The sequence below is a fragment of the Enterobacter sp. B79-1 genome, from assembly GCF_057444735.1.
Genome location: NZ_JBYAZJ010000011.1, coordinates 12,101 through 25,624, shown reverse-complemented (window position 1 = coordinate 25,624; position 13,524 = coordinate 12,101). Strand labels below are relative to the sequence as shown.

General features: G+C 61.5%; 15 protein-coding genes. 2 read left to right on the top strand and 13 right to left on the bottom strand.

The features are described 5' to 3' along the window. Nucleotides 1-14: 14 nt before the first annotated feature. Nucleotides 15-1,010: an ABC transporter permease subunit gene (locus tag AC2T6E_RS21470; RefSeq protein ID WP_120159823.1), complete on the bottom strand. Its 996-nt coding sequence runs from the start codon at nt 1,008-1,010 to the stop codon at nt 15-17. Continuing rightward, nucleotides 1,007-2,527: a sugar ABC transporter ATP-binding protein gene (locus AC2T6E_RS21465; RefSeq protein ID WP_486693195.1), complete on the bottom strand. Its 1,521-nt coding sequence runs from the start codon at nt 2,525-2,527 to the stop codon at nt 1,007-1,009. The genes AC2T6E_RS21470 and AC2T6E_RS21465 overlap by 4 nt, the downstream gene beginning before the upstream one ends. Before the next feature lie 171 nt (nt 2,528-2,698). On the opposite strand from AC2T6E_RS21465, the gene AC2T6E_RS21460 reads away from it, so the two are divergent. After that, nucleotides 2,699-4,978 (top strand): ATP-binding protein, encoded by a 2,280-nt coding sequence (locus tag AC2T6E_RS21460; RefSeq protein WP_262186951.1) that lies wholly within the window; start codon nt 2,699-2,701, stop codon nt 4,976-4,978. Between the two features lie 69 nt (nt 4,979-5,047). Next, nucleotides 5,048-5,374, top strand: coding sequence for a DDRRRQL repeat protein YjdP (gene yjdP, locus AC2T6E_RS21455; RefSeq protein ID WP_312961754.1), 327 nt, complete (start codon nt 5,048-5,050; stop codon nt 5,372-5,374). 82 nt (nt 5,375-5,456) lie between these two features. Here the strand turns inward: yjdP and phnP are convergent, their stop codons facing one another. From phnP to phnF, 11 genes are all read right to left on the bottom strand, one after another. Beyond that, nucleotides 5,457-6,215 carry a phosphonate metabolism protein PhnP gene (phnP, locus tag AC2T6E_RS21450; RefSeq protein WP_212474677.1) on the bottom strand — a complete coding sequence of 253 codons (759 nt, stop codon included), beginning with the start codon at nt 6,213-6,215 and terminating at the stop codon, nt 5,457-5,459. A gap of 9 nt (nt 6,216-6,224) precedes the next feature. Then, nucleotides 6,225-6,659 carry an aminoalkylphosphonate N-acetyltransferase gene (gene phnO / locus AC2T6E_RS21445; protein WP_100167231.1) on the bottom strand — a complete coding sequence of 145 codons (435 nt, stop codon included), beginning with the start codon at nt 6,657-6,659 and terminating at the stop codon, nt 6,225-6,227. Continuing rightward, entirely contained in the window at nt 6,652-7,203 is a 552-nt protein-coding gene (gene phnN / locus AC2T6E_RS21440; RefSeq protein WP_174340423.1) for a ribose 1,5-bisphosphokinase, read from the bottom strand. The genes phnO and phnN overlap by 8 nt, the downstream gene beginning before the upstream one ends. Then, entirely contained in the window at nt 7,200-8,336 is a 1,137-nt protein-coding gene (phnM, locus tag AC2T6E_RS21435; RefSeq protein ID WP_486693191.1) for an alpha-D-ribose 1-methylphosphonate 5-triphosphate diphosphatase, read from the bottom strand. Before phnM ends, phnN begins: the two co-directional genes overlap by 4 nt. Then, a complete protein-coding gene (gene phnL / locus AC2T6E_RS21430; RefSeq protein ID WP_330754799.1) occupies nt 8,333-9,013 on the bottom strand; it encodes a phosphonate C-P lyase system protein PhnL in 681 nt (226 codons plus the stop codon). The genes phnM and phnL overlap by 4 nt, the downstream gene beginning before the upstream one ends. Before the next feature lie 87 nt (nt 9,014-9,100). Then, the gene (gene phnK, locus AC2T6E_RS21425) at nt 9,101-9,856 is read right to left on the bottom strand and encodes a phosphonate C-P lyase system protein PhnK (protein WP_023334207.1); all 756 of its coding nucleotides are present in this window, start codon (nt 9,854-9,856) and stop codon (nt 9,101-9,103) included. After that, on the bottom strand, nt 9,853-10,698 hold the full coding sequence (gene phnJ, locus AC2T6E_RS21420) for an alpha-D-ribose 1-methylphosphonate 5-phosphate C-P-lyase PhnJ (protein WP_023334208.1): 846 nt from the start codon (nt 10,696-10,698) through the stop codon (nt 9,853-9,855). Before phnJ ends, phnK begins: the two co-directional genes overlap by 4 nt. Beyond that, complete coding sequence (locus tag AC2T6E_RS21415; RefSeq protein ID WP_278435239.1) at nt 10,691-11,755, bottom strand: carbon-phosphorus lyase complex subunit; 1,065 nt, start codon at nt 11,753-11,755, stop codon at nt 10,691-10,693. Before AC2T6E_RS21415 ends, phnJ begins: the two co-directional genes overlap by 8 nt. Continuing rightward, nucleotides 11,755-12,339, bottom strand: a complete 585-nt coding sequence (phnH, locus tag AC2T6E_RS21410) for a phosphonate C-P lyase system protein PhnH (RefSeq protein WP_108418068.1) — start codon at nt 12,337-12,339, stop codon at nt 11,755-11,757. Before phnH ends, AC2T6E_RS21415 begins: the two co-directional genes overlap by 1 nt. Continuing rightward, nucleotides 12,336-12,788 carry a phosphonate C-P lyase system protein PhnG gene (phnG, locus tag AC2T6E_RS21405; protein WP_278435238.1) on the bottom strand — a complete coding sequence of 151 codons (453 nt, stop codon included), beginning with the start codon at nt 12,786-12,788 and terminating at the stop codon, nt 12,336-12,338. Before phnG ends, phnH begins: the two co-directional genes overlap by 4 nt. Then, on the bottom strand, nt 12,789-13,514 hold the full coding sequence (gene phnF / locus AC2T6E_RS21400) for a phosphonate metabolism transcriptional regulator PhnF (protein WP_042719130.1): 726 nt from the start codon (nt 13,512-13,514) through the stop codon (nt 12,789-12,791). Nucleotides 13,515-13,524: the final 10 nt, after the last annotated feature.

Below are 13,524 nucleotides of genomic sequence, written 5' to 3'. Positions count from 1 at the left end.
GTAGGGTGTTGTTGTTATGCACTTTGATGGTGTCGGGTACGGTATTTGTCGATCAGCACCGCTATGATGATCACCGCCCCTTTGATCACCAGCTGCCAGAAGTAGGAGACGCCCATTAGCGTCATGCCGTTATTGAGGGTGGCGATGATCAATGCACCCACCAGCGTGCCGGTGATCGTGCCGATCCCGCCGACGAAGCTGGTCCCGCCGAGGATCACTGCCGCAATCGCGTCAAGCTCATAGCCCATACCGAGGTTGCCGTTGGCGCTGTAGAGGCGCGAGGCGCTCATCACCCCGCCAAGCCCGGAGAGCAGGCCGCTCATGCCGTAAACAAACAGCAGCACCAGCCAGACCTTGATGCCGGTCAGGCGCGCCGCCTGCATGTTGCCGCCCACCGCGTAGATGTGGACGCCCAGCGTGGTGCGGCGCAGGATGAACCAGCAAATAGCAATGACCGCCAGGGCGATCACCACCAGCCACGGAATCGGGCCGAGGTAGTTATTGCCGATCCACTCGAAGCTGATGTTGGAGTTAATCACCGTCGTGCCGTCGGCCAGCAGATACGCCGCGCCGCGCAGCGCCGTATAGGTCCCGAGCGTAACGATAAACGGCGGCAGCCCGGCAAAGGCCACCAGCGCGCCGTTGAACAGGCCCAACAGCATGCCGAGCATCAGCGCGGCCGGAATGGAGAGCATCGCAAATTCAGGAATAAGCGAGACCACCATCGCTGCAACCGCCGTAGTACCCAGAATCGAGCCCACGGAGAGGTCAATCCCGCCGGTTAAAATGATGAAGGTCATTCCCGCCGCCAGCACGATGTTGATCGACGCCTGGCGGGTAATATTGAGCAGGTTGCTCTCGGTGAAGAAGTTAGGGGCGATAAAGCCAAATACCGCCACAATCAGGATAAGAATCGGCAGGATACCGACCGTTTGCATCAGATCGCTCATCAGCATTTTTTTGGCGGAGGCGGATTTCGCCACCTGCTGCGGATGGGTAGGAGTTGTCATGATTGCACCGCCTGATGATGAGTGTCGTTCACGCCGGTTGCCAGCGTCATAATGTTTTCCTGAGAGATGTCGCGCCCGTGCAGTTCACCCGCGATGCTGCCTTCGCGCATCACGTACACCCGGTCGCTCATGCCCACCACTTCCGGCAGCTCGCTGGAGATCATCAAAATCGCCACCCCTTTGCGCGCCATCTGGTTCATGATGCGGTAGATCTCGCTTTTCGCGCCGACGTCCACGCCGCGCGTGGGTTCGTCCAGAATCAGAATGCGCGGGCCGATGGCCACCCAGCGAGAGATCAGCAGCTTTTGCTGGTTGCCGCCGGAGAGCCCGCCCGCGCGAACCTGAGCATGCGGTACGCGGATGTTGAGCAGGGCAATCGCGTCATCGGAAATGGACTGGGCTTTTTTGCGGTTTAGCATGCCGAAGGTGGCGTCGCGCTCCAGCGTCGCCATGGTGATGTTTTCCTGGGCCGCCAGCTCCAGAAACAGCCCCTGCTCCTTGCGGTTTTCGGTGAGAAAACCGATGCCGTTATCAATGGCCGCGCGCGGGGAGTGGATCACCACCGGCTCGCCGTCCACCTCAATCATCCCGCCCGTGGCTTTGCGCACGCCGAAGATGAGCTGCGCCAGTTCGGAGCGTCCGGCCCCGACCAGTCCCGCCAGCCCGACGATTTCGCCGGAACGTACCTGCAAACTGCACGGCTGTACTTTTTTGCCGTCGGTGAGGTGGTGGACGTTGAGACGCGGGCTGCCTAACGGGATGTCGCGCTCTTTGTTAAACAGATCGCTTAACGGGCGACCGACCATCATGCGCACCAGCTCAGAGGCATTCAGCTTGTCGCGCGTCAGGCTGCCGACGTACTGCCCGTCGCGCAGGACGCTGACGCGGTCAGAGAGTTCATACACTTCCGCCATGCGGTGGCTGATGTAGATAATCGCCATCCCTTCGTCGCGCAGGCGCAAAATCAGTTCGAACAGGCGGTGCGTTTCCCGCGAGGAGAGGGCGGCGGTGGGTTCGTCCATCACCAGAATGCGGCTGTTGCGGTGCAGCGCGCGGGCGATTTCCACCTGCTGCTGCTCGGCGATGGTCAGCTTCATCACCAGGTCGGTGGCGCTGAACTGCGCGCCGAGACGGTCAATCACCGCCTGCGCCTGGGCGGCCATCTCTTTGCGCTGCACCATCCCGCCGCGCGACAGCTCGCTGCCGAGAAAGATATTTTCGGCAACGGTCAGATTGGGCGCGAGCTGCATCTCCTGATAAATCAGGGTAATGCCTGCGGCCAGCGCATCTTTTGGGCCTTTGATATGAAACGGTTGGCCGTCGATCAGGATTTCGCCGCTGGTGGCGGTATAGGCGCCCGCGAGGATTTTCATCAGCGTGCTTTTTCCCGCGCCGTTTTCACCCATCAGCGCGTGGATCTCACCAGGGAAAACCGTCAAATCTACACCCTTGAGCGCGTGGAAATTACCAAACGTCTTGGCAATATTGCGCATCTCTAAAACCGGGGTTCTGCTCATGGCGGATCTCCTGCGAATGTCGATATCTGCACTTCATCACAGGTGCGTAAATGCAAAATGTCAGAAGCTGTTCATATTTGTCATAGTTATGAATAGCTAATCGCCGTCACATTTCTCTTTTCCCTTTCCCTGTGGGTGAGGGGACACCAAATCGCAGAGGAGCCCAAATCCATGCCATCACGCCCCCCGTTTTTTGCCAGCGCCCGCGGACGCCTGCTGATTTTCAATCTGCTGGTGGTCGCCGTTACGCTGATGGTGAGCGGCGTGGCGGTGCTTGGCTTTCGTCACGCCAGCCAGATCCAGGAGCAGGTGCAGCAGCAAACGCTGGATGACATGACCGGCAGCATGAACCTGGCCCGTGATACCGCTAACGTGGCGACGGCGGCGGTGCGGCTCTCCCAGGTCGTCGGGGCGCTGGAGTACAAAGGCGAAGCCGAGCGGCTGAAGCAAACCCAGATGGCGCTGCGACACTCGCTGGAACAGCTTGCGGAAGCGCCTCTGGCGCAGCAGGAACCGGCGCTGGTGGCGCGCATTATTCAAAGAAGCAATGAATTACAGCAGAGCGTGACGGAGATGCTTGAGCGCGGGCAGCGACGCCATCTGGAGCGTAACGCGCTGCTCAGCTCGCTATATCAAAGCCAGAGCTATCTGCGTCATCTGCAGGACATCAACCGCCGCTACAGCAGCAACGTACCGGAGGCGCAGCAGCTGATGGAAATGGACAGGCTGATCGCTGCCGCCATCGACACCCCTTCGCCGCGCGCGACCGTTCAGCAGCTTGACGCCGTGACGGCAACCCTTCCCCGGCGCGCCATCCAGCCTGTCGTGAACAGGGTTCTGCCTGATTTTAACGTCGAGCTGCATAAACTCGCCCCTCTGTCGAAGCAGCTGGAAGAGAGCGATCTGGCGATCAGCTGGTATATGTTCCACATCAAGGCGCTGGTGGCGATCCTCAACAGCGACATCAATCAGTACGTCGAGCAGGTGGCGAACGCCTCCACGCTTCGTACCGCTCAGAGCCATCAGGAGCTGCGCTCGATCAGCGTGTTTATCAGCATTTTCGCCGTGCTGGCGCTGATCATCACCGGGTGCGCCTGCTGGTATATCTACCGCAATCTGGGCTCTAACCTGACGGCTATCTCCAGAGCGATGTCGCGCCTTGCGCATGGCGAGCAGGACGTATCGGTGCCCGCGCTGCAGCGGCGCGATGAGCTGGGCGAGCTGGCGCGCGCGTTTAACGTTTTTGCCCGCAACACCGCCTCGCTTGAGCACACCACGCGCCTGCTGAAAGAGAAAACCACGCAGATGGAGATTGACCGCATCGAGCGTCAGGGGCTGGAAGAGGCGCTGCTGCACAGCCAGAAGATGAAGGCGGTCGGGCAGCTGACCGGCGGGCTGGCGCATGATTTTAACAACCTGCTGGCGGTGATCATCGGCAGCCTTGAGCTCACCGACACCGAATCAAAAGACGCGCCGCGCATTACCCGGGCGCTGAAGGCGGCCGAACGCGGCGCGCTGCTGACCCAGCGCCTGCTGGCGTTTTCCCGCAAGCAATCCCTGACGCCGCATGGGGTAGAGATGCTGCCGCTGCTGGAGAACCTCCGGGAACTGATGCGTCACTCACTGCCTGCCACCCTGACCCTGGAGATTGAAGCACAAACCCCGGCGTGGCCCGCGTGGATAGACGTCAGCCAGCTTGAAAACGCCATTATCAACCTGGTGATGAACGCGCGTGATGCGATGGAAGGGCAAAGCGGGGTGATAAAAATTCGCACCTGGAACCAGCGCGTGACCCGCAGCGACGGACGCAGGCAGGACATGGTGGCGCTGGAGGTCATTGACCACGGCAGCGGCATGTCGCAGGAGGTGAAATCCCGGGTCTTTGAACCGTTCTTCACCACCAAGCAGACCGGAAGCGGGAGCGGGTTAGGCCTGTCGATGGTCTATGGATTTGTGCGTCAGTCCGGCGGTCGCGTGGAGATTGAAAGCGCGCCGGGACAGGGCACCACCGTACGGCTTCACCTTCCGCGATCGACGCTTCCCGCCGCTTCCGAGGATGAAGCGCTCTCAACCACCGCTACCGTTGAGAACGAGCGGCTGGTACTGGTGCTGGAGGACGAAGCCGATGTCCGCCAGACCCTGTGCGAGCAGCTGCATCAGCTCGGCTATCTGACGCTCGAAGCGGACAACGGCGAGCAGGCGCTGAACATGCTGGCGGCGTCACCGGATATTGGCATGTTTATCAGCGACCTGATGTTGCCGGGAAGCCTGAGCGGCGCTGAGGTGATAAACCAGGTGCGCAGCCAGTATCCGCAGCTTCCGGTTCTGCTGATCAGCGGTCAGGATTTGCGACCCACGCATAATCCACAGCTGCCCGACGTTCAGTTACTGCGTAAGCCGTTTACGCGTGTGCAGCTGGCACAGGCGCTGCGGAAGGTCATGGTAATTTGAGATTCCTCCGCTACCCCGGTTCTCTGCCGTTCATTATCGTAAGGCCAGTTCACCTGCGAGTCTGGCCTTATGAAACGTTACTCAACTGCTCTGTTATTTGGTCTGCTGTCACTCACCAGCCAGCTGGCTCATGCCGATATTGTTGATGATGCTATTGGCAACATTCAACAGGCGATCAACGATGCTTATAACCCCAGCAGCAGTCGCGGCAGCGATGACGACGACGATCGTTACGATCGCAGCCGCCAGACCGACAGCCGCCAGTACGACGATCGCCGTCGGCAGCTTGAGGACAGACGCCAGCGCTTAGATGAGCGCCAGCGCCAGTTGGATGACGATCGCCGTCGGTTAGAAGAAGATGAACGCAGGTTAGAAGACGATTACGATCGAGGATAAAGCCTGGTGGCGCTTCGCTTACGCAGGCCTACAAAACCCTGGGCCGTAGGCCGGGTAAGGCGCAGCCGCCACCCGGCAAAACTCAGTCGAGCACCAGCACCATCCCGTCATACCCCGCCTCAATTCCCTCCGGCAGCGGGTTATCCATCATCCACACGTCAAACTGATGGCTGATGTGCGTCAGGATCACCTGCGGGCAGCCAATGACCTCGTTCAGCGCAATCACGGTAGTTAAGTCGCAATGGTTGCGCGGCGTTTCCTCGCGCGGTTCATGGCTGCAGTCGATAATCATCGCCTGCGGCGGGTTGTTGAGCAGGAACTTCACCGTTTTCTCCGGCAGCCCGGCGGTGTCGGAAAGCCAGGCCACGCGGCTGTGAGCCGATTCCAGCAAATACCCGAAGGTCAGTTTTGAATGGTTGAGCGGCAGCGGCGTGACCCGCAGCCCCTGAAGTTCAAACATCACAAACGGCTCCAGCGTGTGGCTGAAATCCAGAATCCCCGGATGTTTAAACAGGTCGTCGCACCCCGCTTCGTCCGGCGGACCGTAAACCGGAATCGTCGCGCCCACGCCCCAGCGCAGGGGAAACAGCCCCTGAACGTGATCCATATGGTAGTGCGTGAGCAAAAATTGCTGAAAGCTGCCCGCGGGCCAGTCGTCCATCAGGTGCGGAATGCCCGCGTCCAGCAGCGTCACCGCATCGTTGAATTTGACTACCGCGCTGCAGGGGCGACGGCGATAGTTGTCCTGCAGGCGCGCCCGGCGGCAGGCCGCACAGTCGCAGCCAAAGACCGGCACCAGCTGGGCGCCACCCGTCCCCGTCAACGTGATGGTCAGACTCATAACGCACCTCTACAGCGGTTTAGTGAATCGGAAATGGCTCTGCGTATACCCTTCACGCACGTAAAAACGGTGGGCATCAGTGCGCTTTACGCTGGTGGAGAGCTCCGTTAGCTCAGCACCCGCCTGGCGAGCGATCGCTTCCGCCCATGCCAGAAGCTGGCTGCCCACTTTGTGCCCACGCGCCTGCGGCATCACCACCAGCTCCTGGATCTCGCCGATCCAACGCGCATGGTGCAGGTGAAACTGCATGTGCAGACCGATCATGCCGATGACCTGCCCGTCCAATTCGGCAAGCTGGTAGCGCATGTTGTGATCCTGCAGGTTGGCAAGGTAGCCCGCGTGAAACGCCTGATGATCGAATTCTGCCTGCTTAAGTTCGCAGATGAGGGCGTAAACACTCTGCGCATCGTCGGCGGTGGCGGGGCGAAGCTGGCAGTCAGGCATGCTGTTTCTCCTTCTGGCGGATCAGCGTTAAAAAGGTCTCGACTGACTGTAGCAAACTTCCGTCGTTATTGAGGACGTAACAGCCCGACGGGGTGTAGCGCGCCGCACGCTCCAGGCGCTGGTCTATCTCTTTTGCGCTTTCGCGGCCACGATTTTGCAGGCGGTTACGCAGGATCTCCGGCGACACCTCTAAACAGACCGGCAGCAGGGCCGCTTCATATCGGGAACGCGCCTGCGGTAGATGCGCGCGCGAGCCGTTAACCAGCACGTCAAAACCCGCGTGCAGCCAGAGGTCGATTTCGATGCCCACGCCATAGTAAAAGCCGTTGGCGTGCCAGCTCAGCGCCAGCAGATTTTGCCCGGCGCGGGTAAAAAATTCCTGCTCGCTCAGGGCGATATGGTTTTCGCTTCCGGCGTTGGCCGCGCGGGTGATGTATCTGTGCGCGACCAACAGTCGCGCGTGTTCCTGCTGCCGCAGCGCCGACAGCAGGCTGTCTTTCCCGGAGCCGGACGGCCCCATTAACCAGATGAGTCTTCCCATCAGAACACCCTTTTTCCCTGACGCCAGACGTGGTCGATATGAACGTGTTCGCCCTTGCGGTGGGCGAGCACCAGATCCGCGCGTTTACCTTCCGCGATTTCCCCGCGATCGTGAAGATTGAGCGCGGTGGCCGGGTTTTTCGTCACCAGGCGAATCGCCTGCGGCAGCGTAAAGGTGTTGCCCTCGTCGTCCGCCACCCGGAACGCCGCATCCAGCAGGCTGGCGGGGTAGTAGTCGGACGAGAGAATATCCAGCAGGCCGAGGGAGGCGAGCCTGCTTGCTGCCACGTTACCGGAGTGCGATCCGCCGCGCACGATGTTCGGTGCGCCCATCAGCACGTTCATGCCGTGCCTGCGTGAGGCTTCCGCGGCTTCGAACGTGGTGGGAAATTCGGCGATCACGCTGCCAAGCTGGTGGGATTCGCGCACGTGATCGTGCGTGGCGTCGTCATGGCTGGCCAGCGCGATGTTGCGGTCACGGCACATCGCGGCAATCTTAAGGCGGTTAGGCTGCGACCACCGTGCCGCAAGTGCCAGCTGCTCTTCCTCGTAGCGCGCCATCTCCGCATCGTTGAGAGAATATTTGCCCTGATAGTATTCGCGATACTTTTCAATGTTGGCGAACTGGCGCTGCCCCGGCGAGTGGTCCATCAGGGAGACCAGCGAGACCGGCTCGCGCCCGACCAGCTTTTCAAACAGCGGCAGGGTCGTGTGGTGCGGCAGCTCGCAGCGCAGGTGCAGACGGTGCTCGGCGCGGTTGAGGCCGCGTTTTTGCGTCTCCTCCACGGCGTTGATCATCTTCTCCAGATTCTCCAGGCGATCGCCGCCGTCGCGCACGTCGCCAATGGCCACCGCGTCGAGCACGGTGGTGATGCCGCTGGCGACCATCAGCGCGTCGTGGCTGCTCATCGCCGAATGGGCGGGCCAGTCCACCTTCGGGCGCGGGGTGAAGAATTTGTCCAGATTATCGGTATGCAGCTCAATCAGCCCCGGCAGCAGCCAGCCGCCTTCGCCGTCCATCGCTTCAGGGTTACGGCTCTGGGTTTCGGCAAAGGCGCGAATAACGCCGTCATGAACTTCAACCGAGCCATCAACGACTTCATTTTCCAGCACCAGCCTGACGTTATTGATAATCATGCGTTTGTCCCCATCGGGTGCAATCTGTCTGCGACGCGGCTGCGAACGGTTTCGTCGTGGAAGATCCCGACGATCGCCGCGCCGCGCGCTTTGGCCTGTTCGATCAGCTCCACCACGGCGGCGCTGTTTTTATCGTCGAGCGAGGCGGTGGGTTCATCCAGCAGCAAAATCGGGTAGTCAACGATAAACCCGCGCGCGATGTTAACGCGCTGCTGCTCGCCGCCGGAAAAGGTCGACGGGGCAAGGTGCCACAGGCGTTCCGGCACGTTGAGGCGCGTCAGCAGGCTGGCGGCTTTGGCGGCGCAGGTTTCGCGCGGCACGCCGAGATCCAGCAGCGGCTGCATGACCACGTCCAGGGCGGAGATCCGCGGGATCACCCGCAGAAACTGGCTAACCCAGCCGATCGTCGTGCGGCGCACGTCCAGCACCTTGCGCGCCGGAGCCTGAACCAGATCGACCCACTCATCGTTGTGGCGAATGCGTATGTGGCCTTCGTCCGGCAGGTAGTTGGCGTACAGGGAGCGCAGCAGGGTGGATTTTCCGCTGCCGGAGTGGCCGTGCAGCACTACGCATTCGCCCTTGCTGACCTCTAACGAGGCGTTTTGCAGCACCGGCAGGCGCACGCCGTTTTGCTGGTGGAGCACAAAGGTTTTACTGACGTTTTGTACGTGGATCATGTTGGCCTCGCGATTCGTTTTGCCGGGTGGCGGCTTCGCCTTACCCGGCCTACAAGGTGCGGTGTGCGTTTTGCCGGGGTGGCGCCCTCAATTCTGCAATACGGACGACACCAGCAGCTGGGTGTACGGATGGTGCGGATCGTCGAGCACCCGGTCGGTTAGCCCACTTTCCACCACCTGACCCTGCTTCATCACCAGCAGACGGTCCGCCAGCAGGCGCGCAACGCCCAGATCGTGGGTGACAATCACCACCGCAAGGTTCAGCTCCACCACCAGACCGCGCAGCAGGTCGAGCAGGCGCGCCTGCACGGAGACGTCCAGCCCGCCGGTGGGTTCATCCATAAACACCAGCTTCGGGTGGGTAACCAGGTTGCGGGCAATCTGCAGACGCTGCTGCATCCCACCGGAGAAGGTTGTCGGCAGGTCGTCGATGCGCGAAGCGGGGATTTCCACCTCTTCCAGCCAGTGCTGGGCGGTGGCGCGGATGTTGCCGTAGTGGCGCGCGCCGGTGGCCATCAGGCGTTCGCCGATGTTGCCACCGGCGGAGACCTGACGGCGCAGGCCGTCCATCGGGTGCTGATGCACCACGCCCCACTCGGTGCGCAGCAGGCGGCGGCGCTCGGCTTCACTCATGCCGTAAAGGGAGTGGCCCTCATACAGAATGTCGCCGTTCTGCGGCGTCAGGCGCGCGGAGATGGACTTCAGCAGGGTGGTTTTGCCGGAGCCGGACTCGCCGACGATCCCCAGCACCTCGCCCGGCCACAGCTCGAAGGAGACATCGCTGAAGCCTTTGCCCGGCGCATAGAGGTGGGTCAGGTTGTTAACCGAAAGCAGCGGTTTCATTGGCTGTTCGCCTCGCTCTGTTGGCGGCAGTAATCGGTGTCGGAGCAGACAAACATCCGTTTGCCCGTATCGTCCAGCACCACTTCGTCCAGATAGCTGTGTTTGGAGCCGCAGATGGCGCACGGTTCGTCCCACTCCTGCACCGTAAACGGGTGATCGTCGAAATCGAGACTTTCCACGCGGGTGTAAGGCGGGACGGCGTAGATGCGTTTTTCACGCCCGGCGCCGAACAGCTGCAGGGCGGGCATCATGTCCATCTTCGGGTTATCGAATTTCGGGATCGGCGACGGATCCATCACGTAGCGCCCATTCACCTTCACCGGGTAGGCGTAGGTGGTGGCGATATGGCCGAAGCGGGCGATATCCTCATACAGCTTCACCTGCATCACCCCGTACTCTTCCAGCGCGTGCATGGTGCGGGTTTCCGTTTCGCGCGGCTCGATAAAGCGCAGCGGCTCCGGGATCGGCACCTGGAAAATCAAAATCTGATCTTCCGTCAGCGGGGTTTCGGGGATGCGGTGACGGGTCTGGATCAGCGTCGCGTCTTCGGTTTTTTCAGTGGTATTTACGCCGGTTACGCGCTGGAAGAAGCTGCGGATCGACACGGCGTTGGTGGTGTCGTCGGCGCCCTGGTCGATGACCTTCAGCACGTCAGACTCGCCGATCACGCTGGCGGTGATCTGAATACCGCCCGTGCCCCAGCCGTAGGGCATCGGCATTTCGCGGCCGCCGAATGGCACCTGATAGCCCGGAATGGCCACCGCTTTAAGTATCGCGCGGCGGATCATGCGTTTGGTTTGCTCGTCCAGATAGGCAAAGTTGTAGCCGCTTAAGTTAGCCATTGGCGCGCTCCCGTTGCAGGCGTTTCAGCAGTTCCAGTTCAGCCTGGAAATCGACGTAGTGCGGCAGCTTGAGGTGCGAGACAAAACCGGCGGCCTCAACGTTATCCGCGTGGGCCAGCACGAACTCTTCGTCCTGCGCCGGGCCTGCAATGTGCTCGCCGTAGTCCGGTGCCTGGAGTGCGCGGTCGACCAGCGCCATTGCCATGGCTTTGCGCTCGCCGAGGCCGAACACCAGCCCGTAGCCGCGGGTAAAGTGAGGGTCTTCATTTTCGGGCGCGACAAAACCATTCACCATTTCACACTCGGTCATCAGCAGTTCGCCGATGTTTACCGCAAAACCCAGCTCTTCCGGCACGATTTCAACGTCGATATAGCCGCTGCGAATTTCGGCCGCAAACGGGTGGTTGCGCCCGTAGCCGCGCTGGGTGGAGTAGGCCAGCGCCAGCAGATAGCCTTCGTCGCCGCGCATCAGCTGCTGCAGGCGGGACGAGCGCGAGCACGGGTAAACCGGCGGCGTGCGGGTGATGTCATCCGGCTGCGCGCCAGAATCTTCTTCCGCCTTCGCCAGGCCCTGTTTCGCCAGCAGGCTGAAGACGTGCGGAGACGGTTCTTGTTCGGCGTCAGAGGTGCTGAACTGCGGTGCTTCGCCGTTCGCCAGCAGGGTAAAATCCAGCAGGCGATGGGTGTAGTCGTAGGTGGGGCCAAGCAACTGGCCGCCGGGAATGTCTTTATAAACGGCAGAAATGCGGCGCTCCAGGCGCATCTGTGCCGTGTTGACCGGCTCGCTCACCGCCAGTTTGGCAAGCGTGGTGCGGTAGGCACGCAGCAGGAAGATGGCTTCGACGTTATCGCCGCTGGCCTGCTTCAGGGCCAGCGCCGCCAGCTCGCGGTCGGCGATGCCGCCTTCGGTCATTACCCGATCGACGGCGAGGTTTAACTGCTGCTCAATCTGGGCGACGCTCAGCTCGGGAAGCCGTTCATCGCCCCGTCGTCTGTGCGCCTGCAGCGCATGGGCGGCGGAGATCGCTTTTTCGCCCCCTTTGACGGCAACATACATCAGCACACCTCCACGTGGGTGGTCCGCGGGATCGCCAGCAGGCGCTCGCCGCAGGTCAGGATCAGGTCAATGCCCAGCGGGAACGGGTGCGGGCGTTCGGTCAGCTCGTGAATGATGCACTCCGGCAGCTGCGGCGCGACCATGCGTTCTTCGGCGATGCCTGCGCCCGTCAGGCGCAGCATGCGGCCGCCGCTCAGGCTGGAAACCTGCAGGATCAGCGTGGCGCTGGTCTCCGGGGCGACGGCGCTGCCTTCACTCAGGGCGTTAAGCTGTTCATGGCTGATTTGCTCATCGGCCACGGCAAAGATTGCCTGCTGGGGCTGATCGACCAGCGGAGCGCCGGTGTGAAAACGCAGATTCTGGCTGGCGATATCGTTGGATAATGCGCCTGAAAGCCAAACAGGCGTGTCGTTGTCGGCAAGGGTCAGCAGCACGCTGGTGGTCGCCAGGTTCAGCGGCAGCCAGCCCTGTGAAAGCTGGTGCAGCGAGACGATCACGCCCGGCTCGCTCATCGCCTTCAGCAGGCGACGAAAACTGTGTTGGGCATCCTGGACGGCCAGGGTAAAAGCAGGTTGAAGCGTCATGCGTTGTCTCCGCGAACGAGCGTAAAGAAGTCGACCCGGCTGGTGTTCACTTCGGCCTGACGTGCGGCAATGCGCGCGGCGCGGTCGGCTTCCAGCGGGGCAATAAGGGTTTCCATTAACGTCTGGAAATGCGGCTGTTCCTGCAAAAGCGCGTCGATCACCGCGCAGCGCTCGGCGTGCGATTTGTCACGCCCCAGCACGTAGCTGTAGCCCAGCGTGCCGCTGTTCAGGCGGATTGCGGCGCGGGTGAGGGTGGCGTCTCCGGCGAAGAAGCGCTCGCCGGTGCCGCCCATCCGCGCCTGGATTTGTACGAGGCCAATCTCCGGTGCGCGGAGGGTGTCGTAATCAGGTGCCAGGCTAAGAGCGCTCATGCGGGCAGAGAGCGCAGCAGGCTGGCTGTGGGCCAGCACGCGCATCCAGCGCTGTCGGGTGGAGATGTCGAAGTGCATTCAGTGCTCCATGGTGAATTCGATCATGTCGGCGCGGGTCAGGCTGACGGAGTATTCCGTCGCGTTGATCTCGCCGTCACGGTGGTTGAGGGTGCGTACGCAGAGCAGCGGAGCCATGTTGGGAATTTCGAGAACCTTGCTCTCTTTCGCCTGCGCGCGACGGGCGCTGATGCGCGTCTGGGTGCGCTTGAGCGCAATGCCTGTCGCATCCTGAAGAAAATCATGTAGCGAGCCGCTGGAGAAACGCTGGAGCACGGGCCAGAGGGCGAGGTCCGCGAAGTAGTGGTCTATCTGGCATACCGCCACGCCGTTCACCCGGCGCAACGTGCGCAGGTGGATGACGTTATCGCCCTCCTGAATGCCCAGCGCGTCTGCCACGTGGCTGGAGGCCGGGCGCAATACCGAGAGCAGCTTTTCGCTGGTAGGGTGGCTGCCCTGATCCAGCAGGTTCTGGCTAAAGCGCGCCTGGGCGTTTAGCGGGTAGTCGAAGGGGCGCATCAGCACCAGCACGCCCACGCCCTGGCGGCGCTGGACCCAGCCGCGCTCGACCAGCTGGTCAATGGCGCGGCGCAGGGTGTGTCGGTTCACCTCATAGCGGTCGGCAAGCTGCTGCTCGGCGGGCAGGTAGTCTCCACAGCGGTAGTGCGTGCGCAACTCCACTTCGAGCTTTGCCGCAATCTCTTGCCAGCGGGTGGGGTAACTGGTCGGATGTCTGGATAAGTGCATAGAAAACAAA